15 protein-coding genes are annotated in these 20155 nt (G+C 45.8%); 4 read left to right on the top strand and 11 right to left on the bottom strand.

The window, feature by feature from the left end:
• Positions 1–11: 11 nt before the first annotated feature.
• The 9 genes from MO867_RS10420 to MO867_RS10380 all read right to left on the bottom strand — a co-directional run bounded on the left by MO867_RS10420 (position 12) and on the right by MO867_RS10380 (position 10891).
• Positions 12–926 carry an alpha/beta fold hydrolase gene (locus tag MO867_RS10420; RefSeq protein WP_252466376.1) on the bottom strand — a complete coding sequence of 305 codons (915 nt, stop codon included), beginning with the start codon at positions 924–926 and terminating at the stop codon, positions 12–14.
• On the bottom strand, positions 923–2890 hold the full coding sequence (locus MO867_RS10415; protein WP_252466374.1) for an NAD(P)/FAD-dependent oxidoreductase: 1968 nt from the start codon (positions 2888–2890) through the stop codon (positions 923–925). The genes MO867_RS10420 and MO867_RS10415 overlap by 4 nt, the downstream gene beginning before the upstream one ends.
• A complete protein-coding gene (locus MO867_RS10410) occupies positions 2887–4752 on the bottom strand; it encodes an acyl-CoA dehydrogenase family protein (RefSeq protein WP_252466372.1) in 1866 nt (621 codons plus the stop codon). The genes MO867_RS10415 and MO867_RS10410 overlap by 4 nt, the downstream gene beginning before the upstream one ends.
• Entirely contained in the window at positions 4745–5764 is a 1020-nt protein-coding gene (locus MO867_RS10405) for a hypothetical protein (RefSeq protein ID WP_252466370.1), read from the bottom strand. The genes MO867_RS10410 and MO867_RS10405 overlap by 8 nt, the downstream gene beginning before the upstream one ends.
• 2 nt (positions 5765–5766) lie before the next feature.
• The gene (locus MO867_RS10400) at positions 5767–6294 is read right to left on the bottom strand and encodes a hypothetical protein (protein ID WP_252466368.1); all 528 of its coding nucleotides are present in this window, start codon (positions 6292–6294) and stop codon (positions 5767–5769) included.
• Complete coding sequence (locus MO867_RS10395; protein WP_252466367.1) at positions 6291–7127, bottom strand: hypothetical protein; 837 nt, start codon at positions 7125–7127, stop codon at positions 6291–6293. Before MO867_RS10395 ends, MO867_RS10400 begins: the two co-directional genes overlap by 4 nt.
• Positions 7124–8164 (bottom strand): hypothetical protein, encoded by a 1041-nt coding sequence (locus MO867_RS10390; RefSeq protein ID WP_252466366.1) that lies wholly within the window; start codon positions 8162–8164, stop codon positions 7124–7126. Before MO867_RS10390 ends, MO867_RS10395 begins: the two co-directional genes overlap by 4 nt.
• Positions 8165–8167: 3 nt before the next feature.
• Positions 8168–9316 (bottom strand): type III PLP-dependent enzyme domain-containing protein, encoded by a 1149-nt coding sequence (locus MO867_RS10385; protein ID WP_252466364.1) that lies wholly within the window; start codon positions 9314–9316, stop codon positions 8168–8170.
• A gap of 105 nt (positions 9317–9421) precedes the next feature.
• Positions 9422–10891, bottom strand: a complete 1470-nt coding sequence (locus MO867_RS10380) for a class I adenylate-forming enzyme family protein (protein WP_252466362.1) — start codon at positions 10889–10891, stop codon at positions 9422–9424.
• A gap of 1018 nt (positions 10892–11909) precedes the next feature.
• Between MO867_RS10380 and MO867_RS10375 the strand changes: the two genes are divergently transcribed.
• Positions 11910–13454, top strand: coding sequence for a DUF1254 domain-containing protein (locus MO867_RS10375; RefSeq protein WP_252466361.1), 1545 nt, complete (start codon positions 11910–11912; stop codon positions 13452–13454).
• A 3-nt stretch (positions 13455–13457) separates the two neighbouring features.
• Here the strand turns inward: MO867_RS10375 and MO867_RS10370 are convergent, their stop codons facing one another.
• On the bottom strand, positions 13458–14516 hold the full coding sequence (locus tag MO867_RS10370) for an AraC family transcriptional regulator ligand-binding domain-containing protein (protein WP_252466360.1): 1059 nt from the start codon (positions 14514–14516) through the stop codon (positions 13458–13460).
• A gap of 116 nt (positions 14517–14632) precedes the next feature.
• On the opposite strand from MO867_RS10370, the gene MO867_RS10365 reads away from it, so the two are divergent.
• Positions 14633–16162: a flavin-containing monooxygenase gene (locus MO867_RS10365; protein ID WP_252466359.1), complete on the top strand. Its 1530-nt coding sequence runs from the start codon at positions 14633–14635 to the stop codon at positions 16160–16162.
• A 590-nt stretch (positions 16163–16752) separates the two neighbouring features.
• Positions 16753–17754, top strand: coding sequence for an isocitrate lyase/PEP mutase family protein (locus MO867_RS10360; protein ID WP_252466358.1), 1002 nt, complete (start codon positions 16753–16755; stop codon positions 17752–17754).
• Positions 17755–18173: 419 nt separating this feature from the next.
• Here MO867_RS10360 and MO867_RS10355 read toward each other — a convergent pair whose 3' ends face one another.
• Entirely contained in the window at positions 18174–19097 is a 924-nt protein-coding gene (locus MO867_RS10355; RefSeq protein ID WP_252466357.1) for a phenylacetate--CoA ligase family protein, read from the bottom strand.
• Between the two features lie 663 nt (positions 19098–19760).
• On the opposite strand from MO867_RS10355, the gene MO867_RS23965 reads away from it, so the two are divergent.
• A complete protein-coding gene (locus tag MO867_RS23965) occupies positions 19761–19970 on the top strand; it encodes a hypothetical protein (RefSeq protein WP_373565880.1) in 210 nt (69 codons plus the stop codon).
• Positions 19971–20155: the final 185 nt, after the last annotated feature.

Raw genomic sequence — 20155 nt, 5'->3', positions numbered from 1 at the left:
GCCGACCAACTTCATGACTCAACCCCCACGGGTAGAGCAAGCAAAGATTCAAGCCAACCAGAAATCGGTTTAGCCGATGCTGAAATTGCAGACATATGGGTCGCTCTTGGTAACTCGGTGAGTTTTGATTCGATACTGGGTGACACATACCAGCTCATAATCGTATGCAACACATGTGTGTCAATCACCTCATCCTTTTCCCCTACAAGAAAATGGCAGGGGATGTCTAAACTGGCGAACAGGTCAGAATAGCGTTTCACGCTGTACGCACTTAACAGATTAAAGGTACAGTCCAAGACCCGCCCCTGATTGCCAGCCACAGAGCCTACCGGTGGAAAACGTAAAACCGAAAGTTTCCGTAAACGGGGAAATATTAAGGCCACCCAGTATTTCCAAAGACTGAGCTTCGGTAGGTTTTGCTGATCTTTACCCGCCACCGGCCGTGTATAGTGTCGCTTCCTGTTATAGCGAACAAAATACTCCAGACCAGATACCGGAATATCATATTTTCGAGTTTCTTCTGACTGAGTGAGCGGTGGCGCTATCGCAAAAAAACCAGCAATACTATCTGTCCCATACAAGTGGATATACTTAAGCGCAACCAATGAACCCGCACTGTGTCCACCTAAAACAAAGTGGTTAACACCACGCTTATTCAAATGCTTAATCAAGTCAGAGAGGTCATCCTGTAACTGGTCGGAATAATCCAAGTCCCCAGGTTTTCCCTCACTTTTTCCATGGCCACGCCAATCCGGCAGGCAGACACTGATTCCATGGCTATGCACAATCCGGCCAAACATCAGATACCACTGGCTACTAAATGTACTGCCGTGTAGACAAATAAGCGTAAACTCTGTGTTATCCGCAGGCAGCCAGCGAAAAGATAAATTACTATTATCCCGCGCCTGAAAAAATTCCTGTGTCACACGACCTCCAAATCTACACTTGCAGATTCCAGTTGGGTCCCACTCAGGTTTTTTCGTTGGTCTATTACCGAGTCCATGATGCTATCTGGCTGCCCTCGGGCAAAGGCCAGAAACACAGGCACCATACTTGGCATTGCTATATATTCCTGAGTCTGCATCCAAAGCGATTGCGCTTTTCTAGTAACGGCTTCTAGCTCTTTAATCGAGTAACCGTCAGAAAGGTCGATAATCTCAATCGCATCGGTATGAAATGAGGTTTGCGAAACTACAGCAGCTACCGGTATTTCGATTTCATCGTTGAGCATTTCGGTGAGCTTCGAAGAAATTTTCTCAAACAACCAAGTGCTATCACTGCGATTCAAATTAGGCTTTTGGAGCAAGTCTGGGAGGGTAATGGCCTGCTGCACTACTGTCCGATTTGCCAGCTTAGGCAGGTCCAACCTGATCTGAATCACTTTCAAGAACATTTCAACCCAAAGCTTGACCCTAAGATCAATACGCCACCCATCTTTGCCTGGGGTTCCCATAAGATATACAAAGTATTTATAGTGATCAGCGCCTGACTCGAAAAAACCTTCGCAGTTTCTGCGATAATACCTATCTTGTTCTTTTAATTCCTTTGCCGTCTCTATTAGCAGCCGCTGTAAAATCAGCTCCAATGCCATATATCCACGACGCAGGTAACTTTTGCGCAGCCAGTACTCCTGATTCAGGTAATTATCGGACATATAATCCCAGACTATTTCTAGGAAATATGCTGCTGTATTGTAAGCAAGTAGAGGTGAGCAAAGTTCCGCAGAATCAATTACCGGGTATACGTTAGCCACATGAGCATAAAGTCCTTGATAGAACTCTCTAACCACTTTATTGGCAATCGGCAGCTCTGTATCGAGCCTCTTTTGAGCTCCTTCTCGGTCATTTTCACCCAAGTCTTGGATAATATGCTGGCAAATATGATCATTAAACAAAGCGATCATATCCCCACCGCCGCTAAACAGCGGGTCTAGAAACATTGACGAAAAACCTGAGGTAGCCCATCGGTCCGGAAAAATAAATTCATCCGCCCTGTATGCCAGCTGTCCCCAAGCTTCAAAGTCAACCAGATCAGCCCCCTCTAACAACTCAGAAATAGCACTATATTCAGCAAGAAATTTTAAAAAGGCCTGTTGTTTGGTCGGAGGTTTATCAAATTTGCTGTTCTCACCGACAATACCAACACTGGTATATCCACCACTAAGCGGGATAAACCAAACCCAGTAACCATCTCCAGAAAAGTGGTTTGTTGACAGAAATCTTCCAAATGCCCTCTTACGCCAATTTTCATCACCCATGGAATCAATATCCCGGACGTTTTTAAATCTAGCCCATGCGGAAAAATGGCGCGGCACATTTTCATTCTGAGTCAATTTTTTATGCTTTTTCGAAAACCGGTTTCGACCACTGCAGTCTACTAACCAACGTGCACTAACCGTTGCAGAAGAATCTCCTTCAGAAACCCCAACCGTGTGATACTCATCCTCAGGTACTATATTCAGATTTTTTGCTTTTACGCCCTGGACTACCGATATTCCGTTGTCCCTATTCATATCAACAAGATCAGATTCCAATCTGGCTCGATCTAACTGGAAAGCGGGATGGGGAGGAATGCTGGATGTACCATGCTCACTCATATCACTAAGCAATAAAGTATGATCGGGGTTGTCATAGAAAAATCGGAGACCATTTTTTGGTAAGTGATTTCTATAAAGGTAATTCACTAAACCCAGCTGCTTGATAAAATAGTGGCCTGTCATTTCGACAGTCGCTTCCCCAACTTTAGCTTTATATTCGTTATTGGCTTCAATCACCACGATAGAGCAATCAGGACTATTGCGTTTCAATTGACGCGCCAGAGTCAAACCTGCCCAACCACCTCCAATGATCACAACATCGTAGGCCGATTTCAGTTGATTCAGGTTACTCATGAAAGTGCCTCTGTGCCGGATAGCAACGAATCCCAGGATGACGCTTCCATCTCACAAAATGACTCGTTGTCTTGGAGGATATCTAACGTGTATTTTGTTCGCGGCAATTCATTGCGAATGAAAAATTTGGCGCTAATGATCTTGGATTTATAAAAATCCCTATCGTTAGCTTCCGGCTCTCGACTCAATCTGTCGGCAGAAGCGCAAGCCGCCTCCAACAGTAGCCAAGCCAAAGTAATGTCCCCCAGCATATGCAGGATACGGGTACTATATGCCGGAATCTTAAACATCTCTTTACTTTTTACCCAGGAATAAACCACTTTTAGGGCCATTTCAAAGTGTTCAAAAGAAGTTTTTAATCGTGAGAACTCAACGCTTAACTGAGGGTAATCCGATCCCCGATTGAGGAAATTATCGACTTCGACCTTGTAAAACTGGAACAGCTTGCTTGAGTTACCGAGCCCAAGTTTGTCCCGTATCAGATCCTGGCTTTGGATATAGTTGGTCCCCTCCCAAATTGCCAAGACTTTGATATCCCGAGCGTACTGTTCAATGCCCAAGCCCTGCAGATACCCCTGCCCACCGCAAGTTTGGATCGCAAGTTCACAAACACGCCATGCCTGGTCGCTGATATAGGCTTTGACTACTGGAGTCAAAAGATTCATAAGTCCCTGGTGATGAGTCGAGGCCTTTTCTTGCTCTTCACGCCCTTGATAGGTTTTCACCAAACTTTCGGACAATGTCAGTTTGGCAACAAGTGCCCTGCAACCCTCTACTTTTGATTTCATTTCAAGCAACATACGCTGAACATCGCTGTGCTCAACAATATTGACCCGACTGGCAGTTGAGCTAAAGCTCTCGTGAAATTTCTTTCCCTGCAACCGAGTTGTCGCATACGCAAGCGCGTTATAGTAGGCCGAGGAAGCCATTCCCAGCGCATAGACACCGGTACTTATCCGTGCTTGATTCATTAGGGTGAGAAACTGTAATAATCCTACATTCTCACGATTTCCCAGTAGGTAAGCTCTACATGGCCCCCGGCCGCCAAAGCGTAAATGCGTGTTGGCACAACCTTTAAAACCCATTTTCTCTGCCAGAGACAAGCATTCAATATTATTGAATGCCCCCAGACTGCCATCCTCTTCGACCCAATATTTGGGTACCATAAAACAAGACAGACCGTAGGTACCCGAGCCACTTTTTTCCCCCCGTCCCATCACAAAATAGATGCTATTTTCTGTGAGTTCATGCATACCGGCGCTGATCAGGTACTTTTCACCTGTCAATAAGTAGCTACCATCTTCTTGCCTGGACGCTCGGGTCTCAACCAAAGATACATCACTCCCGGCTTGAGGCTCGGTTAAACACAAGCAGGATGTCCACTCTGATGTAGCTAGTTTGTCGCTGAAGAGTTTCTTTTGTAGATCGGTCCCATATTTCTCCACCAAAGTTGAAGACGGCAGACAAAAACCTCCATAGGTCATGAAGCTGGGGTTTGCTCCCATAAACATTTCCAGGACCATCTGCATTACGAAAGGGGGCAACACCGTGCGGTCATCCTCACCGTTAAAGGATGACATCTCCCCCCAATCGCTCTTAAAGCGGCTCCACATTGATGGAAATGCATCGGGAAGTTCTACTCTTCCATTTTCAAGACGGCAACCTTGTCGATCAGATTCCTGGTAGGCCGGTCCGAGCACTTCATAAGCAAACTTTTTTGCCCGCTGTAATACTTCAGCTATGATTTGGGGCGTGCAGCCTTTAAATACCTCATCACCCAGTAGTGTTTTTGATTCATGGAACTGCTCTTGAATAAGAAACTGAAATTCGCTCAGATCAGTTTTATAGATATTTTCACCCATGCCTGGCTCCTTGACCATCTAACAGTGCTCGCCAACTAACCGTATTCAGTACCCAATCAAAAACCTGATTATGTCGTCCGCGGTAAATGCTTTTAGGGTACCTTAATGCCTCGCGAATATGGGGTAGGTGATCTTGGTCCAGGGTATCAGCCATAAGCTGTGCTGAATTAAAATCAACATAAGCATCCTCCAACGAAAGGGTTTCAACATTGACCAGCCTGGAGAGTAATCCCGGATAACTCGGTGAAGGGCAATCAATCTTCAAACACCCCACTCTTCCACCGCCGCCAAGTGTTAACAGCCAGAGATCGGTCCGTTCCTGCTTGAGATAGTAATTAACAATTTCCATCAAGGGTTTAATACTTAAATAATGCCACCCATTTTCTTCAATGCTTGGCAACCAGAGAATTTTTTCCTCTGCAGAAAATCCCTTCAATAAGCCCTTGGCCCATTTTGACTGTATGTCAAAAGAAACGATTCGGGTCTCCCGGCTCTTAAAGGCAGAGACCATCTGTTTAATATTCTTTACCAAATCGGGGGCACCACTTAACGATGGTGCTTGGGAAAGAATATCGCAGCTAGAAATCTGGCAAAGGTGAGTGTCACTATAATCCCGGCACAGCCAGCTTGCCGACACGCCAACAAAGACATCCAACCCATCTTGGTCGAGCTTGGTACCAACTCCCAACGAGTCCAAGCACTCCTGCTGCCGCTCTTTACCCAGTTCAAGATTCAAGACCAGTGCATCATCTTTAGCTGTTTTAGAGTAACTCAACACAGCCGCATGGAAGCTGGCACAGGCACTCCCTACAAAATGAATGTCATGCCCGGCCTCTTCAAGATCTGCGATGAACTCTACAACCGGTCGCTCTTGTAAAACATTGGCTTCTCCGGCAGAAACCACATATACCAACTCAGGCAAGAGTGAAAACTTGTCAAGATAGTGCCGCAATGAGCTGAGCAGCCGCTCGGGCTCGCCACCATTATCAGCCCATAGCTCTTTGATAAACATTTTTAGGTTGTCCCGTCCATGGTATACATTTTTATGTTTGCAAAACCGCACTCAATCAATTGTTTTGCCAATGCTTCAACCAGTAATTGACTGCTTTCAGCGGTTGAAATCCTAACTTCTAATTGATTGGATCCCGATTCAAATGGGTGACGCGGCAAAGAATCCTCAATGACAATATATGATTTCCCTTCCCGTAACAGGATGGATTCCTCACCGACCACATCGTGTAACATTAGGACAGAATCTGTAAGGAACGCCTTTGGCATACGGCCACCCGCAGGCATTTGCATTCTCAACAAAATGATATCTATCGACAGACTTGACTGCTCAATAATCTGCAGCAGTTCCTCCAATAGACGATAATGCTCAGTGTGATTCAGTAAAACTGGACAGGTATTTACCGGAAGCGCCGATATAGCAATAAAGTCACTCTCTTCTTTCAAAGGCAACATGCGTGCTTCACATACTTTGGGTGACAATGGATAGGGGTTACGTTCCAGAACCCCTGAAAGCCGTACGGTTGTTTTCACACAGCCTCCGACAATAGAAAATTGCTTTTAGTGTCGACCAAGACCTCTGTCGTACAGTAGTAGCCATTTAAAGCAATTGAACATGCCAATAGATTTTCTTCTTGTGTAAACCTGCCCTCAACGCCCTGACAAATGATATTCAGCCAAGGATCACTACCAAAGCAGTGGCCCCACCTATCGTGTAAATCTGGAAGTTTTTCGATACCATTGAGAAGTCTAGTAAAAATCTGGCGAATATTTTCCGGAAAGAAAGGTAGTGACAGTGTCAAATCATCGCGACCAGTCACCATTTTTCGGATAACCGTCGCAAATTCAGCCGTGGTGTTATAGGTGATTGCACAGGAGGCTGTGAGGGTCACTAGGCTCAAATTCCGAACTTCAATAAGTAAAGTGCATAGACCAAATCCACTGGTCCCCCAGTTTTCGTTACTTCGCCAAAAACTGAGATCCATAAGGTTCGCATCCAGAATACTTACCATGATATAGGTGGAGTCTGGGCGCTGCTTCAAGTAATGCCGCAAGCTATAGCCCCAAGAAGCACACTCATACGTATTGATAAAACTGGTAACCGGTAATTTCGCTGGCGGCTTGGTGAAATTGAGGTCCCGCTCCCTAATCGCCAACGAGCTAAACGGCAACTCGATCATAGTTGAACAAAGAAAATGACGATCTATCTTTGTAGCATCAATTTCGGGAACACTCGATATCACCCGATCAGTTTGAGATTTAATAATTATTGCAATTTTCCCAAAAGCATCAGGCACGCCACCACCTGTTGAAATATTGATAGTTTCAATCGGAGTGAAAGCTGCGGACCGCAAGTACAGACTCATACCCGGAGGCCCTTAAATTTACTGTAGATCTCGAAGAAACATCGATATGAACTACCTTCCATTTTCGTAAACGCCAATAGATCTCGCTGCCGGGCAAGCGACTTGATTTTTCCGGTAGATACCAGATCCAATAACAGCTCATTACTGGAAAACTTGGTCGCCAATACGCGGTTTACGCTGTGCATTGAAAATACGGTTTCTGCTACCTGCTGATTACACAGAAAAATGAGATACTCGACATGCTCCTGATCAATACTGGTTAACTCCGCTTCCCCCTGGCCGTTTAGCCATAAAACAAAATGCATCAATGACTTTACAAAACGCGGTCTTACCAGAGTCAAGAATCGATTGACACTGCCTAGACCGCCCTTACTCAATAACATATCCTTGCGAATCGGGACACTACCGTTGCAGTTTCCCAACTGTAATTTCCCATCCAGAAAGGGTTCACCTATGGCCCTCTGGTGTAACTGACTGCAAAGTTCAGGTGGCAACATAACTGTCAGAGGAAAGGGGCGCCCGGCCTGCTTGGTAACCACCATGGCAAATCCCAGTTTATGGGCTTCAATACCGTGATTTTTATCTACATTCAGTACAAGATTTCCCTCTGTATCATCGAGGTCTGTCTTCCAGCTTTGTAAACTTGGACCTCCAGGGTCTGTCATGAGAAAGTGGCCGAAAATACCCCTATTGACCCAATCATTCACCTGCTGGAGTTGTTCTTCAGTGGCTGTGAGACTCAACATAATTGATCCAAACAAGCCGATCATATTGTGAAAATTATCCGCCAGCCCCTCATCCCTGACTGAATCAATAATTTGATCAATAACGAAGGTCTGCTCGAATTGCTCCAATGGCTGCTTGATCGAGGCATCCCTGAGAGGAGCCAGTTCCTGCATAGAATCTTCGATAATCATTGATGCATCGAACAGACGAATACAGGCCCTCTCAAGCAACTCCTGCAAAGTACTGGGCACAGGAGAAATACCAGACAATTGGTTGGCTATAAAACCGCCCGCAATCGGTTGTAATTTCATGATCTATTCCACAAGATAAGATTTTGAAGACGGCAAATTCAGAAAAGGGGCAACGGTATACGTCGCGTTATAGGCTCCGCAATCGCCAAATATGGCTAAGTCGCCCGGCTGTACACCAACCCCCTTGGCTACGCCAATCACATCTTCTTTATTACAGGATGTGCCCACCAATAAGCTGCTAACCCCCTCTTCCGTAGAGTCCACTGGTTCCCCATTTCGCAAAATTACGGGTTGCTGAAATTTTTTGAACGTACTCTCTGTTTTTGCCAACAGAAAATTCTGGGCCATACCACCATCACAAATACCATACTGTTGCCCATCGATGGATTTTACATATCGGACCTCAGTGACAAAGTAGCCTGCACTCCCCATGATCGCACGACCACTTTCATGGACAACTTTTATGTGTTCGGGAAACTCTGAAATAAGATTGCGGTATTGTGAAAAATCAAACGCACGGTTCCGCCAGCTTGGATCGAAACCTCCCCCCAAGTTCACTAGGGATAGTGGGTATTTCAGTGTATTTTCAAATTCTCGGGTAATTTGCAGAGCCGATTTTGCAGTAGCAAAGGCAAACTTCTCAAAACCGTAGGAGCCTCTAAATGCATGAAATCCAGCTACCGCCAACCCATGTAACTGGCAGAGGCTTAACGCCTGCAGAGCATCCTCCCAATCGAAACCGAAATGATCGCGACGCACTGTCTTTGCGGCATCGTCAAATCGATCCAGAACCCTTGGGTTGAGCCGAATAATAAGGGGGCTGATGGGACGCTTACCGACAAATTCCGCTATCAACTTTAATTGTGATATGTTGTCAACGACCAAGGTACATTTGCTAGCAATGGCCGCTCGAATAAAAGCTTTATCTGCAGACGGGTTATTGATATATCGGGGACTCTCACTTTTTGGAAGGAGGTTTAATTCTCCAATGGAAGCAATCTCAACACCATCATCAAAGACATGCCCACAGCGCACCAGCAGGTCAAGACAACTATTGGCTTTTAAGGAATAGATCAGCCCAGTACCCAGCTGAACTTTTAAATCTCTATAATTATTCTGAACACTTTGTAAAGAATAGACATAACAAGGTGTAGAAATTTTTTTTCTATTTTGACTCAGCTGGCTGACCAGCAAATTCTGTGAAGCACTCATGGCTATCCCCCGATAGACAAACGATCAAACCTTACTTCGCCAACTTTCAATTTGGTTAGCATTTATTATAAAAATCTGTTTTGCGATGAAATAAAAGTATCAAATTTACGCCTGCAACTCCTCTTCAATGCGCTTTCTGTCGACTTTACTATTCGCGGTTAGCTGCATGATCTCAACAAATTTGATTTCTCTCGGGGTATAGTCAGAATCCAGATTATCTTTCAACCAGGTCCTAAATTGTTTTTGATAACCTTCAGTGTTTTCATGAAGTTCAACTACACACACTGCGATTTCATTTTCAAACCTGTCTTGAGAGCCTACTATGACATTGAGATGGACAAGCGAGCACGAGTCTATATGATTCTCTAATTCCTTTGGAAATAGACAAAATCCTGCTTGCTTAATCAGATCTTTTAAACGACCTTTAAAATACAAAAAACCATCGACATCCCGAGTGAACAGATCCCCGGTAGCCAACCAGTTATCATCTCGATAGATACCTGGCACTATTTTTGCTCCGCCTTGGGCTGTCACATCATAATAGGATTGCATAATCGCCGCTCCCCTGACGTAGAGCTCACCGATTTCAGCTACCTCAGCTTCCCGGTAAGTCATTGCATCACCATCCTGTAAAAAAATCCTGGCATCGAGACCGGGTATTGGCCTTCCTACAGATCCAATCTTTTCTTCCCAAAGTTCAGGCTCAAGATAAAGGGCCCGCTTGCATTCAGTCAGGCCATACATTGAATAGATTTTCAGGTTCGGGCAAGACTCCTTCCAAGAGCGAACCACATATTCAGACAGGTGTCCGCCAGTGTTCGTTATACTGCGCAATTCGGATAAGTCTGGCTTCACCAGGGAAATCAATTTGACCAGTGCAGCCCCCATTGCGGGCACGATTGGCAGTACCGATACGCGGTGGGATGAAATAACTTTCAGGGCTTGAATCGGGTTAAACGGCTTATCGTAGAGAATCGTTGTACAGTCCATATACAACGCAAACAATACTTGATAGAGACCATAATCGAACGATAAGGGGGATAGACAGAGCACACGATCACTATCGGTGAGGCTTAGGTACTGGCAAATGGAATCCAGAGAAGTCAGAATATTTTGATGGGTAAGCATAATGCCTTTTGGCTTACCGGTACTTCCCGAGGTGTAAACAATCAGCGCCAGATCAACCCCGGTTACCCGAGTTGGTGTAGATATTTTAAATTTAGTGCGCTCCGACCGATACGACTGAAGATCGGTAAGATTGCCATCCTGCCATATCGCTTTGGCGTTACAGTCCGACGCAAGCCGCTCGACCGCAGAGGGGCTGATATCCCCCTTCACAGGAACAATAACCAAGCCCAAATTCCAAGCAGCCAAGATAAAGGCGACAGCCTCAATCTCCGACCGAGTCCTCACTACCACACGATCACCAGGCCTAAAGTCAACCTCTTCTTCATTGAGCAGGACTAGTGCTTTCTCGCAGCATTCTGCCGTCAAGCCCTTGCCACCTAAAACCACCAGGCTCCCCTGCCAACGGTTTGCTATAACTTTTACGAATAGGTCGGCAAGCGAAAACATTCTTAGTCCAATTTTTATTCTAAATTATTAGGTCAGATCTGAATAAAAATTTTGGGAACATTCAGATCGGCTACATGGGACGATCATTTTATAAATCGGATGCCCTAACAATGACAAGCATTTTTTGAAAAGCATGTGACGTGCATTTGAACATCACAAGTACAGCCAGTTAACCACCTCCCATTAATGGATTTTTTTTGTGTTGACTATCAATCACAAACACCCATAACGATAAATTTTGAAATACATGTATTGGTATTTTTTCCTGCTAAGCGATGATGAAAATATAAAAAAAGTCAGTTAACAAAAACACAAGCAAGGAAAATATTCCACCAGAAGGGGGAGGATGTGAAATTTCTTTACCCTCACCACAATTGTGCTTCAAGCGCCCCAAGCCCAGCCCAACCTACACCTGTATATAATTAAAATAAATACTGGAAATTTCTTTAGTTTATTTTGAACAGGTCAGTCACAGTACGGGCAATCTGCCAGGCCACCCTACTGGGTCGCAAGCCACCGGGACCGCACAATATTCCAAAAAAGACATGCCCGCTTTATTTACATAAATTTAAAACATCAGAATATTTACGCCCCTGACCCTAAGTACATCTTACAAGAATGGATCTGCCGCCATAGATAGCGCCGAGCGGTAGCGCTAGGCAAATAAAGTTGATTAAATTTTACTTGTCAAAAACCAATGAAATAGGTTGCGTACAAATATCGTGGACTCCACCAAAATCTCTTTTGAAAATATGTTCCTCAGCGGGGGTATTGCCAATTCGTTACCACAGCTCATTCGGTCAGTGCTGGGTTCACTCTGGCCGTTTTTACAGACTGGTAGGGCAAATCCAAGCAGGAAACGCCATGAAAGGCCTTTTAAAGACATGACAAATAGGCCGGCGCAGATCACTTTTAGCTCAAGGCATCTAACGCGAAAAATAGGCACGATATAACGCTAGGGGAGCCCTCGATACCACACACTTACAGCTTGCCGAGAGTTTTCCATATAGAGGAAGCTATGTTGAGTTACTTGTACCGCTGCCTGCCCGTCTCTCTTGTTTTGGGGATAGCTGCCGTGCTTTGCTTTGCTTCGGGAAGAGCTGTTTCTGATATCAGCTCAGGAACCCTATCGTCCATCAGCACACCCGACAACATCGAAAGCAGTATAGGAACACTTCAGTTTCGCGATGGAGCACCCTATCCAGCGACCGCAGAAAAACTGTACGACTATCTTGATCATATGCGTGCCGTGGACAGTTTCCTTAAGGGGATTCAAGGTGCTTCTGTCCATGCCCTTATGAAGGGCGGTAAGGAGCTGGGCGCAAAATCAGCCAATGAGGTTTTGATCTTCGACCGCTTGATGAGTTCTGAATCGCTTTTTCTTACCGGCAATACATCCACCATTTATACACTGGCTTTCCTGGATCTGAAGCGGGATGGCCCAACGGTAATGTACACGCCCCCCGACGTTATGGGCGCATTTAATGATGCCTGGTTCCGCTTTGTTGAGGACATTGGTGTCCCAGGTCCCGATAAAGGCAGAGGCGGAAAATACCTGGTGCTACCCCCCGACTATAAGGGCAACCTTCCCTTCGGGTATTTCCCCGTGTACCCGCGCTCATACCGGGTTTGGGTGTTTATGCGATCCCCCAGCAACCAACCCCTGGAAGAGGCTGTACAGAATGTTAAGGACAACCTGAGGGTGTACCCGCTCTCAAAAAAGGGCAACCCGCCACGGATGGTATTTATCAGCGCTTCCGGAAAGGCGTTCAACACCATCCACCCCAATGACTATCAGTTTTATAAACACTTAAATGAAGTCATCCAGTATGAATGGATCGGCATGCTCAACCCGGAAACCCGTGGTCTTTTTGCCTCCATCGGCATTGAAAAGGGCAAGGCCTTCAGTCCCGATAAGCGAATGACAAATATACTGACCGACGCTGTCGCCATCGGCAACGGTATCGCCCGTTCCATTGTTTGGTATCCGAGAACCGACAAGTCTATGTCCGATATCAAGATCTATCCGGGCACAGACAGCGCCTGGGTAATGGCATTTCCCGGTAAGAATATTTTCTTCAATGGCCCAGATGGAAAAACAATTAACAGCGATGCTAGAGTCAGCTATTTCTACCCTTACACTGGTGTCAGCCCCGCAATGACTGCTACTGAGCCCGGTAAAGGTTCCGATTATGCCATTGCTTTCGTGGACGAAAATAAGGAGCCTTTTGACGGCTCGGAAAAGTACCGGCTGCACCTGCCTCCCGATGTACCCGTCAACGCTTTTTGGGCGGTAAATATCTACGACAGCCAAACTCGTTCAATGCTGAAAACCAACCAACCGTTCCCCGCCGTCAGCAGTCAAACCAAGGGCATACGCGAAAACAGTGACGGCTCCTACGATATTTTCTTTGGGCCCTCAGCCCCCAAAGGTTTTGAAAAAAACTGGTTGGAAACCCTTCCAAACAAAGGATTTTTCGTTATTCTTCGGTTGTATGGACCCCTGGGACCCTGGCTCGAAAAGACCTGGCGGCCAGGCGAAGTGGAACCCACCGAATACTAGTAACTAGCTCACGTCGGCTTGGATTAAACTGCCACTGCCCTGCCTTCCCGGGCTGCTCCCTGCGAGCCGTAAACGATGATTTCGCGGTGTGTTTGAGAACCAACGTCGGCAGGCGCGCTGGAAGCTACTCTGTTCAGAGTACCCGAGGAGACCGGTAATTTGCCCCAAGGCCAAGCGGGTATCCGCAAGATAAGTACTCGCCAGATCCCGCCTTACCACATCCAATAGCACCTCATATCTGAGTCCCTCGAGTGCAAGTCGTCGCTGTAACGTCCGAGGGTGCAGGCTCAAATGGTCGGCCACCGTTCCGAGTTGATACTTTCCTCCAGGCAATAGCTGGCCCAATAAAATTCGAATTTGGCTAGCAAGGGAGACCGGCATAACAAGGTCCTGCTGCTCAAGGTCGTGAGTTGCCAGCCGTTTTACCACGGGATCGGCCGAAAGCAACAGGCAATCCAGCTCTCCAGAAGAGAACTCCAATGCACAGTAGCCCGATTTAAACAGAATGTCGCAATCAAAATAATCACTATAATCAGCTTCCTGGGATTGCGCCTCATGGGGAAGCAGGACCCGCAAAGGCCGACATTTATCCCCCGCCAGCATACGCAACATCACCAGCGTATTGCCCAATACCTGTTCTTGAACCTGAGGGTAGTCAGTCAGTACCGGGTCCAGCCAATCAAACACAATGCGCAGCAAGCTTCTATCACCAACCGATTCTAGGTGTAGGCTCAGCGATGGACTGTGCAGTGACAGAAAACGCCTGACCAATTCCAATGCCTCTCTCGGGCTACTCGCGTTACATGCAACCACCCCAATCCCACCCAGTCGGTCAACGCCCTGGCGCGCGGCCAAACGCAGCGCCAAGTCCGGACACTGCAGCTCCTTAGCTGACGTTTCCAATAAGCGGGCAACATCCACAAAAGATACCAGACGGGAATCTGCTGGACTGATATCAAAGGGGATACCAAAACCTGCCAGATAAGCCTCTCCATCACCACCGAGTGCTTTCAATAAATCACAGTAGCCGGTTAAAACACTGGCTCGAATGACACTAGCCACAATCCCCCCAAAGCCCCAGCGGCGCCAAAAGACAATTTATTGTCGCAATTTAACAATAATTTGGCGATTTATCTACGCAGGCTATAGGAGATAAAAAGTAACAGAGAAGAACGCTTTTGAAATCGACACATTTTGATGTACTGATTATCGGTGCAGGCCTCTCTGGAATCGGCATGGCCTATCGCCTGAGCCGCGAATGTCCCGGACAAAGCTATGCAATCCTAGAGCGACGCGCCCGAATTGGTGGAACCTGGGATCTGTTCACGTACCCCGGGATTCGATCGGATTCAGATATGTACAGTTTCGGTTTTGATTTCAACCCCTGGCCCAGCCTTCAGATACTTGCCGACGGCCCCTCAATCCGGAATTACATCGACTCAACAGCAGAACAATATGATATAAAAAAGCGAATTCACTTCGGTATCGAATTAACTTCAGCCAACTGGTGCAGCAAAAAGCGATTATGGACACTTATCGGTAGCCATTGTGAATCGGGCACCCAGCATGAATACAGCTGTAACTTCCTGATCGCCTGCACTGGGTATTACGATCACAAAGAAGGTTACCTCCCCCAATTTCCAGGCGCTGAGACATTCCAGGGCAACTTTATTCATCCACAGCACTGGCCTGAAAACTTTGATTACCGCAACAAGCGCGTTATTGTCATCGGAAGCGGAGCGACAGCCGTTACCCTGGTGCCAGAACTGGCTGGAACGGCAAAGCACGTCACCATGCTACAACGCTCACCCAGCTATATTATTTCCGTGCCTTCCCTCGATAAGCTTTCATCTGTGTTATTAAAGTTTTTACCTAAATCCTGGGTTCACCGCTTCGGACGCTGGCGAAATATCAAGTTACAGCGCTGGATATTCAAAGCAGCCAAGCGATGGCCAGATTTCATCAGAAAACTATTACTGAAAGATGTGCGTAAGAGCCTACCGGATGGCTTCGACCTCAGACACTTCACCCCGAACTACAAACCGTGGGAACAACGTCTTTGCGTGGTCCCCGACGGCGATTTATTCACCGCCATCAGCTCCGGCAATGCCTCAATAAACACCGGAGAAATACACTCTATTACTGCCGAAGGCATCAAACTAAAATCTGGCCAACAATTGGACACAGATGTAATCATCAGCGCAACCGGATTAAAATTACAGGTACTCGGAGGAATAGCTCTCTCCATTGATGGTAAGCCGGTTTCCTTCAATGAAAGAATCACCTACAAAGCCGTTCTGGTGGAAGGTATCCCCAATATGTCTTGGGTTTTTGGCTATACCAATGCACCATGGACGCTAAAAGCTGATATCACAGCTCGTTATATCTGCAAATTGCTCAATCATATGAGAGCACACAATCAGCAGGTGTGTACCGCAGTTGATAGTGAGGGTTGCGCGGAGCAAGAATCCGTTATGAGCAGCTTGGTTTCAGGATATGTAAAGCGTGCAAACAAAGAGCTGCCCAGGCAAGGACGAACATACCCCTGGCGCCTATCCAACAACTATGAGGAGGATTGCAAGACCCTCCTTAACTCAGAAATTGAAGATGAGTTTCTTACTTTTACAGTGGCAGAAACAAGTACTGAAATTAAGTATTTTACTCCAAAAGACCGGCACATAGAGGAGCCATTACAAGACAAGGTCTAAAACTAACAAAGAAGGGATCACCCTGACTCCGTCAAGTGCAATTTTCACATGATTCTCGGTGCGCCTTCCGACGAACGAAAAGCGCGAGCCGCTCATCCCGCTATTCGGGAAAGAAACATGCATATTTAAGGCCTGGATATCTCCTTAGTGAATGTCGATTTAGGCAGGCCCAGTTGCTCGGCTACAAGTGTAAGGTTCAGGGTCTTACTGACATGGACAAATACGGAGAGAGTTCTTGAGCTTACTGATTCTAAATCGCGAACATTCAATTCGGTTTCATATCGTCATAACAGCCATGCACTCTATCTACTGGTCTCAGATAACAATACGCCATCAATCTATTCTTCCGGCGTAGAGGCCTTCCCTCGCTTCTTCTGCCGCAGAGAAGATCTAAATACAGATCTCCAGAAACATAGCTTATGCCGTCTGCGCCCTGTAGGTATTCTCGCTATCTACACACACTCAATGAATAGTATAGTTCATGTAGCGCCATTTCCATTGGAATAAGGCCACTAAATATTTTTAAAGAGCAGGAGCAATTGATTATTTAATCTACCATTTACAGTAAATTAACTCGATGGAGCGTTCAAATGCATCCCAACTTTAAATCGAATCGAGTTTCGCTGAAAAAAATGGCAAAAGACCTAGACGGACGCCTAATTCTTGCGATAGGCGTTGGCAATGGTGCTCAAGCTCGAATACTACATGAGTTAATCTACGCCCTTGAAGATGAAGGAAAAATACCAGATTTTATTGGTGGTTTTATCTACTATTGTTCAGGCTATCTATGTGCTGCAGACCTTGGATTTGCCGATATGGGATATATCTTGCGCGGACAAATGGAGCATCAAACCCACGTTGTAGAATCGGCAACCTGGTTTGCAAGCGTTCAAAACGGTAAGCCAGCCTTCCCAATTGGGGTCGATATTGATACGGGTTATGGCAATGAACCATCATCAGTAATTTTGGCCGTTAGACAAATGCATAAGCTTGGAGCTCAGTTTGTTCAAATTGAAGATCAATTTGGCATTAATAAAAGTTGTGGGCATATGGCTGGCCCTCTGGGGAAGGGTAAAGAAATAATCTCAACTGAAGAAATGATTAAATATCGATTAAACCCTGCAATTTCTTATGCCAAAGATCAGGATGATCTGCTTGTAGTTGCGCGTACAGATGCTGTTGCTGTCGAGGGGACAAAGTCAGCAATTGCGAAGGCAATAGCTTTCAGTGAAGCTGGAGCTGATATTTTGTTTGTTGAAGCTCCAGAAAATGAAAAAGAACTTCAAAGTGTTGCTGATGAACTCAAAGATACATCTTCTTTGGTGCTAGTCAATGTCATAGAAGGCAGCCCGGAAACGCCCTACAAGTCACCTCAACAAGCCCACAAAATGGGGTTCAATATGGCCATATACCCTCTTGGTGCTTTATTCTCATCCAATGATAACCTAGTCAAATACTATAGGGCTATATGTAGGGGTGAGAGCGCTTTTGATGCATTACCGAAAGCGTCCCTAAACGAATGGTTCGATCGCTTTGGCGCCATGATCGGTCGTGATCAAACACAGAATTGGAATCAGTACTTCACCAAGTAGAAAAAAATAAATTGGGAAAATTATCAAGTCATAAATCAGTAACCACCCATATAGCGGGTCACAAAATATGAATTGGTTAGACTAGTCCAGACTAAATCCACCTGATAATTTATTGCAATTGAGAATATTTACGTCAACACATTGATAGTGTGCTATCCGTGAAAGCGGAACTAGCTGCCTGGAATAGTGATCACAATAAACAATAGCTGGTTCTGTAGATTTATCTGATTGCTCACACCGTTTGCGCAGGTGCCTGTACACACGAATGATACTAACATGCTTGTCATTGTTCAGCGTAGCCTGTGCAATGATCCTACCCACCATCGACGGAGACTCCCTTAAGCGATAAACTACGCAGCAGAGGTGCCCTATGACACGATCAAGTAAATCAACCAAAACACGTAAAAAATTCAAATATTTCAGGTATGAGAATCTACCTGCGATATATTATTTTTTATTTTTCCAGATTTCAGGCTGATTGCTCCCGGTTGTAAAATTTGTATATCAAGTCTTGATGCAGATTCCAGCCCACGAAAAATCAAACGAAGGGTAATGTCTGAGCTGGTTAGCCGGCTGTAAAGCAGCTGTGCTAAATGTTTTGCTTCCTGTTCATCGATATCATCCCGCGTTTCAACCTTGAAGGTTAGGCAATCATGAGCATCGATTTTCTCGATAATACAGCGGCAAAAGGAGCTGAAGCCATCAATTGCGGTAATGATATTTTCAAGAGCAATGGGGTAGATATTACCACCATTGATTGTGAACATATTATCGCGCCGTCCTTTGATAGAACTCAAATAGGTGCCGGGATGACCACATTCGCAAGGGCTTTTATGCATTTCTACCAGATCTTGTGTGTTATAGCGAATCAGTGGAAGGGCTTCACGCTGCAGTGCGGTTATCACTAATTCTCCAGTAGCGCCATCTTCACAAGGCTCTGCGGTGTCTGAGTCTATAACCTCCGTATGAAAAAAATCTTCCCAGACATGTAAGTTATGATGGTGGCACTCACTCGCTACTAACCCAAGCTCAGTGCTGGCATACATATTAACTAGCCTGGAATTGAATACGTTTTCATAGTGGTTGCAGAAATTTTCAGAGAATAATTCGCCAACTACAAATATGTTGCGTAAATTGAAGCTTTCCGGTGGTATGTCTTTTTCCAGGCAATGACGTTCCAGTCTTGGCAGCAGTGAGGGTAGGCAGACCATATAATTAAGCTGGCCTTGCTGTAAACTCTGGATATGGTAGTCAATTCCCAGAGATGAATCAGCGGGAATGGTAAGCCCAAAAATCTCACTGGCGGCATGGCAGATCATACCGCTTGATAGGTCATAGTACACAAACACTTATCGAATGGTTCAACACCCGCAAATAAATAACTACGGGCTTGTGATATAACTGCATTCTCAACATCTTTGCGGGTGTAAGGTACTCTTTTGGGAGTGCCAGTACTGCCAGAAGTATGGCAATAGCGAACAATATCGTCATAAGCCATACTGACTTTTGACATGGAACCTGTAAGCATTTCCGAGCTTATGAACGGTAATTGAGCTAAATCTGTACAACTCCGAACGTAACTATTCAGCACCAACCTCCAAAGATTTGAACTTTTCTAATAAAAAATCAGGCCAATCTCCGTTAAGTATTTGCATTAATGCCTCTCCGGAGGAGATCTTATTTTTCTGACAGGTCAATAGATAGGAGCGAATAAGGCTGAAAGCTCTTGCACCCTCTTCAGAGCGAAAGCAACCCGAGATTTTTTTTGTACCTTGGTCATGAGAAGATCTTGCTCTCCCTGATTATTGTTAAACGGTACTTCAAAGTTGAATGCAGGGTTGGTGAATTCCTTTACAGTGATTGAATGATTCAACATTTAAATTGTCCGGCAGGCCCCCATTCAATAAGTTATAACCGAATCTGGTGTTTGAGGGTTTGAAAGAAAGTAGCGCATCTGGTTGATTTGTTGTCGCTAAACAAAGCCAACCAACCAGGAATACGCCGCTATGGACAAGAATACCGTTGTTGATTTTGCAGGTCGACAGAAGGGAGTGGACCCGCTTACTGAGCTTTTGCGCCGAGGAGCGCGCGAGCTGTTGCAGAAGGAAGTGGAGGCAGAGCTGTCGACCTTCATGGAGGGCTTTCAAGACCGCCGCTTGGGCGATGGTCGTTCGGCTGTAGTCCGCAACGGCTACCTACCGGAACGCGATATATAGACCGGGATCGCCCCGGTGAAGGTGAAAGTACCGAAGCTGCGAAGCAAGGACGGCCAATCAGTAACTTTCGGCTCAGCTTTGGTGCCGCCGTACGTACGCAAAACCCGCTCGCTGGAGGCCAGCGTTGCCGTGGCTTTACCTGAAGGGTGTTTCAACCGGCGAGATGGAAGAGGCGCTGTCCATAC

Source organism: Microbulbifer okhotskensis (assembly GCF_023895975.1).
Lineage (GTDB): Bacteria > Pseudomonadota > Gammaproteobacteria > Pseudomonadales > Cellvibrionaceae > Microbulbifer > Microbulbifer okhotskensis.
This window is presented reverse-complemented; position numbering and strand designations above follow the sequence as displayed.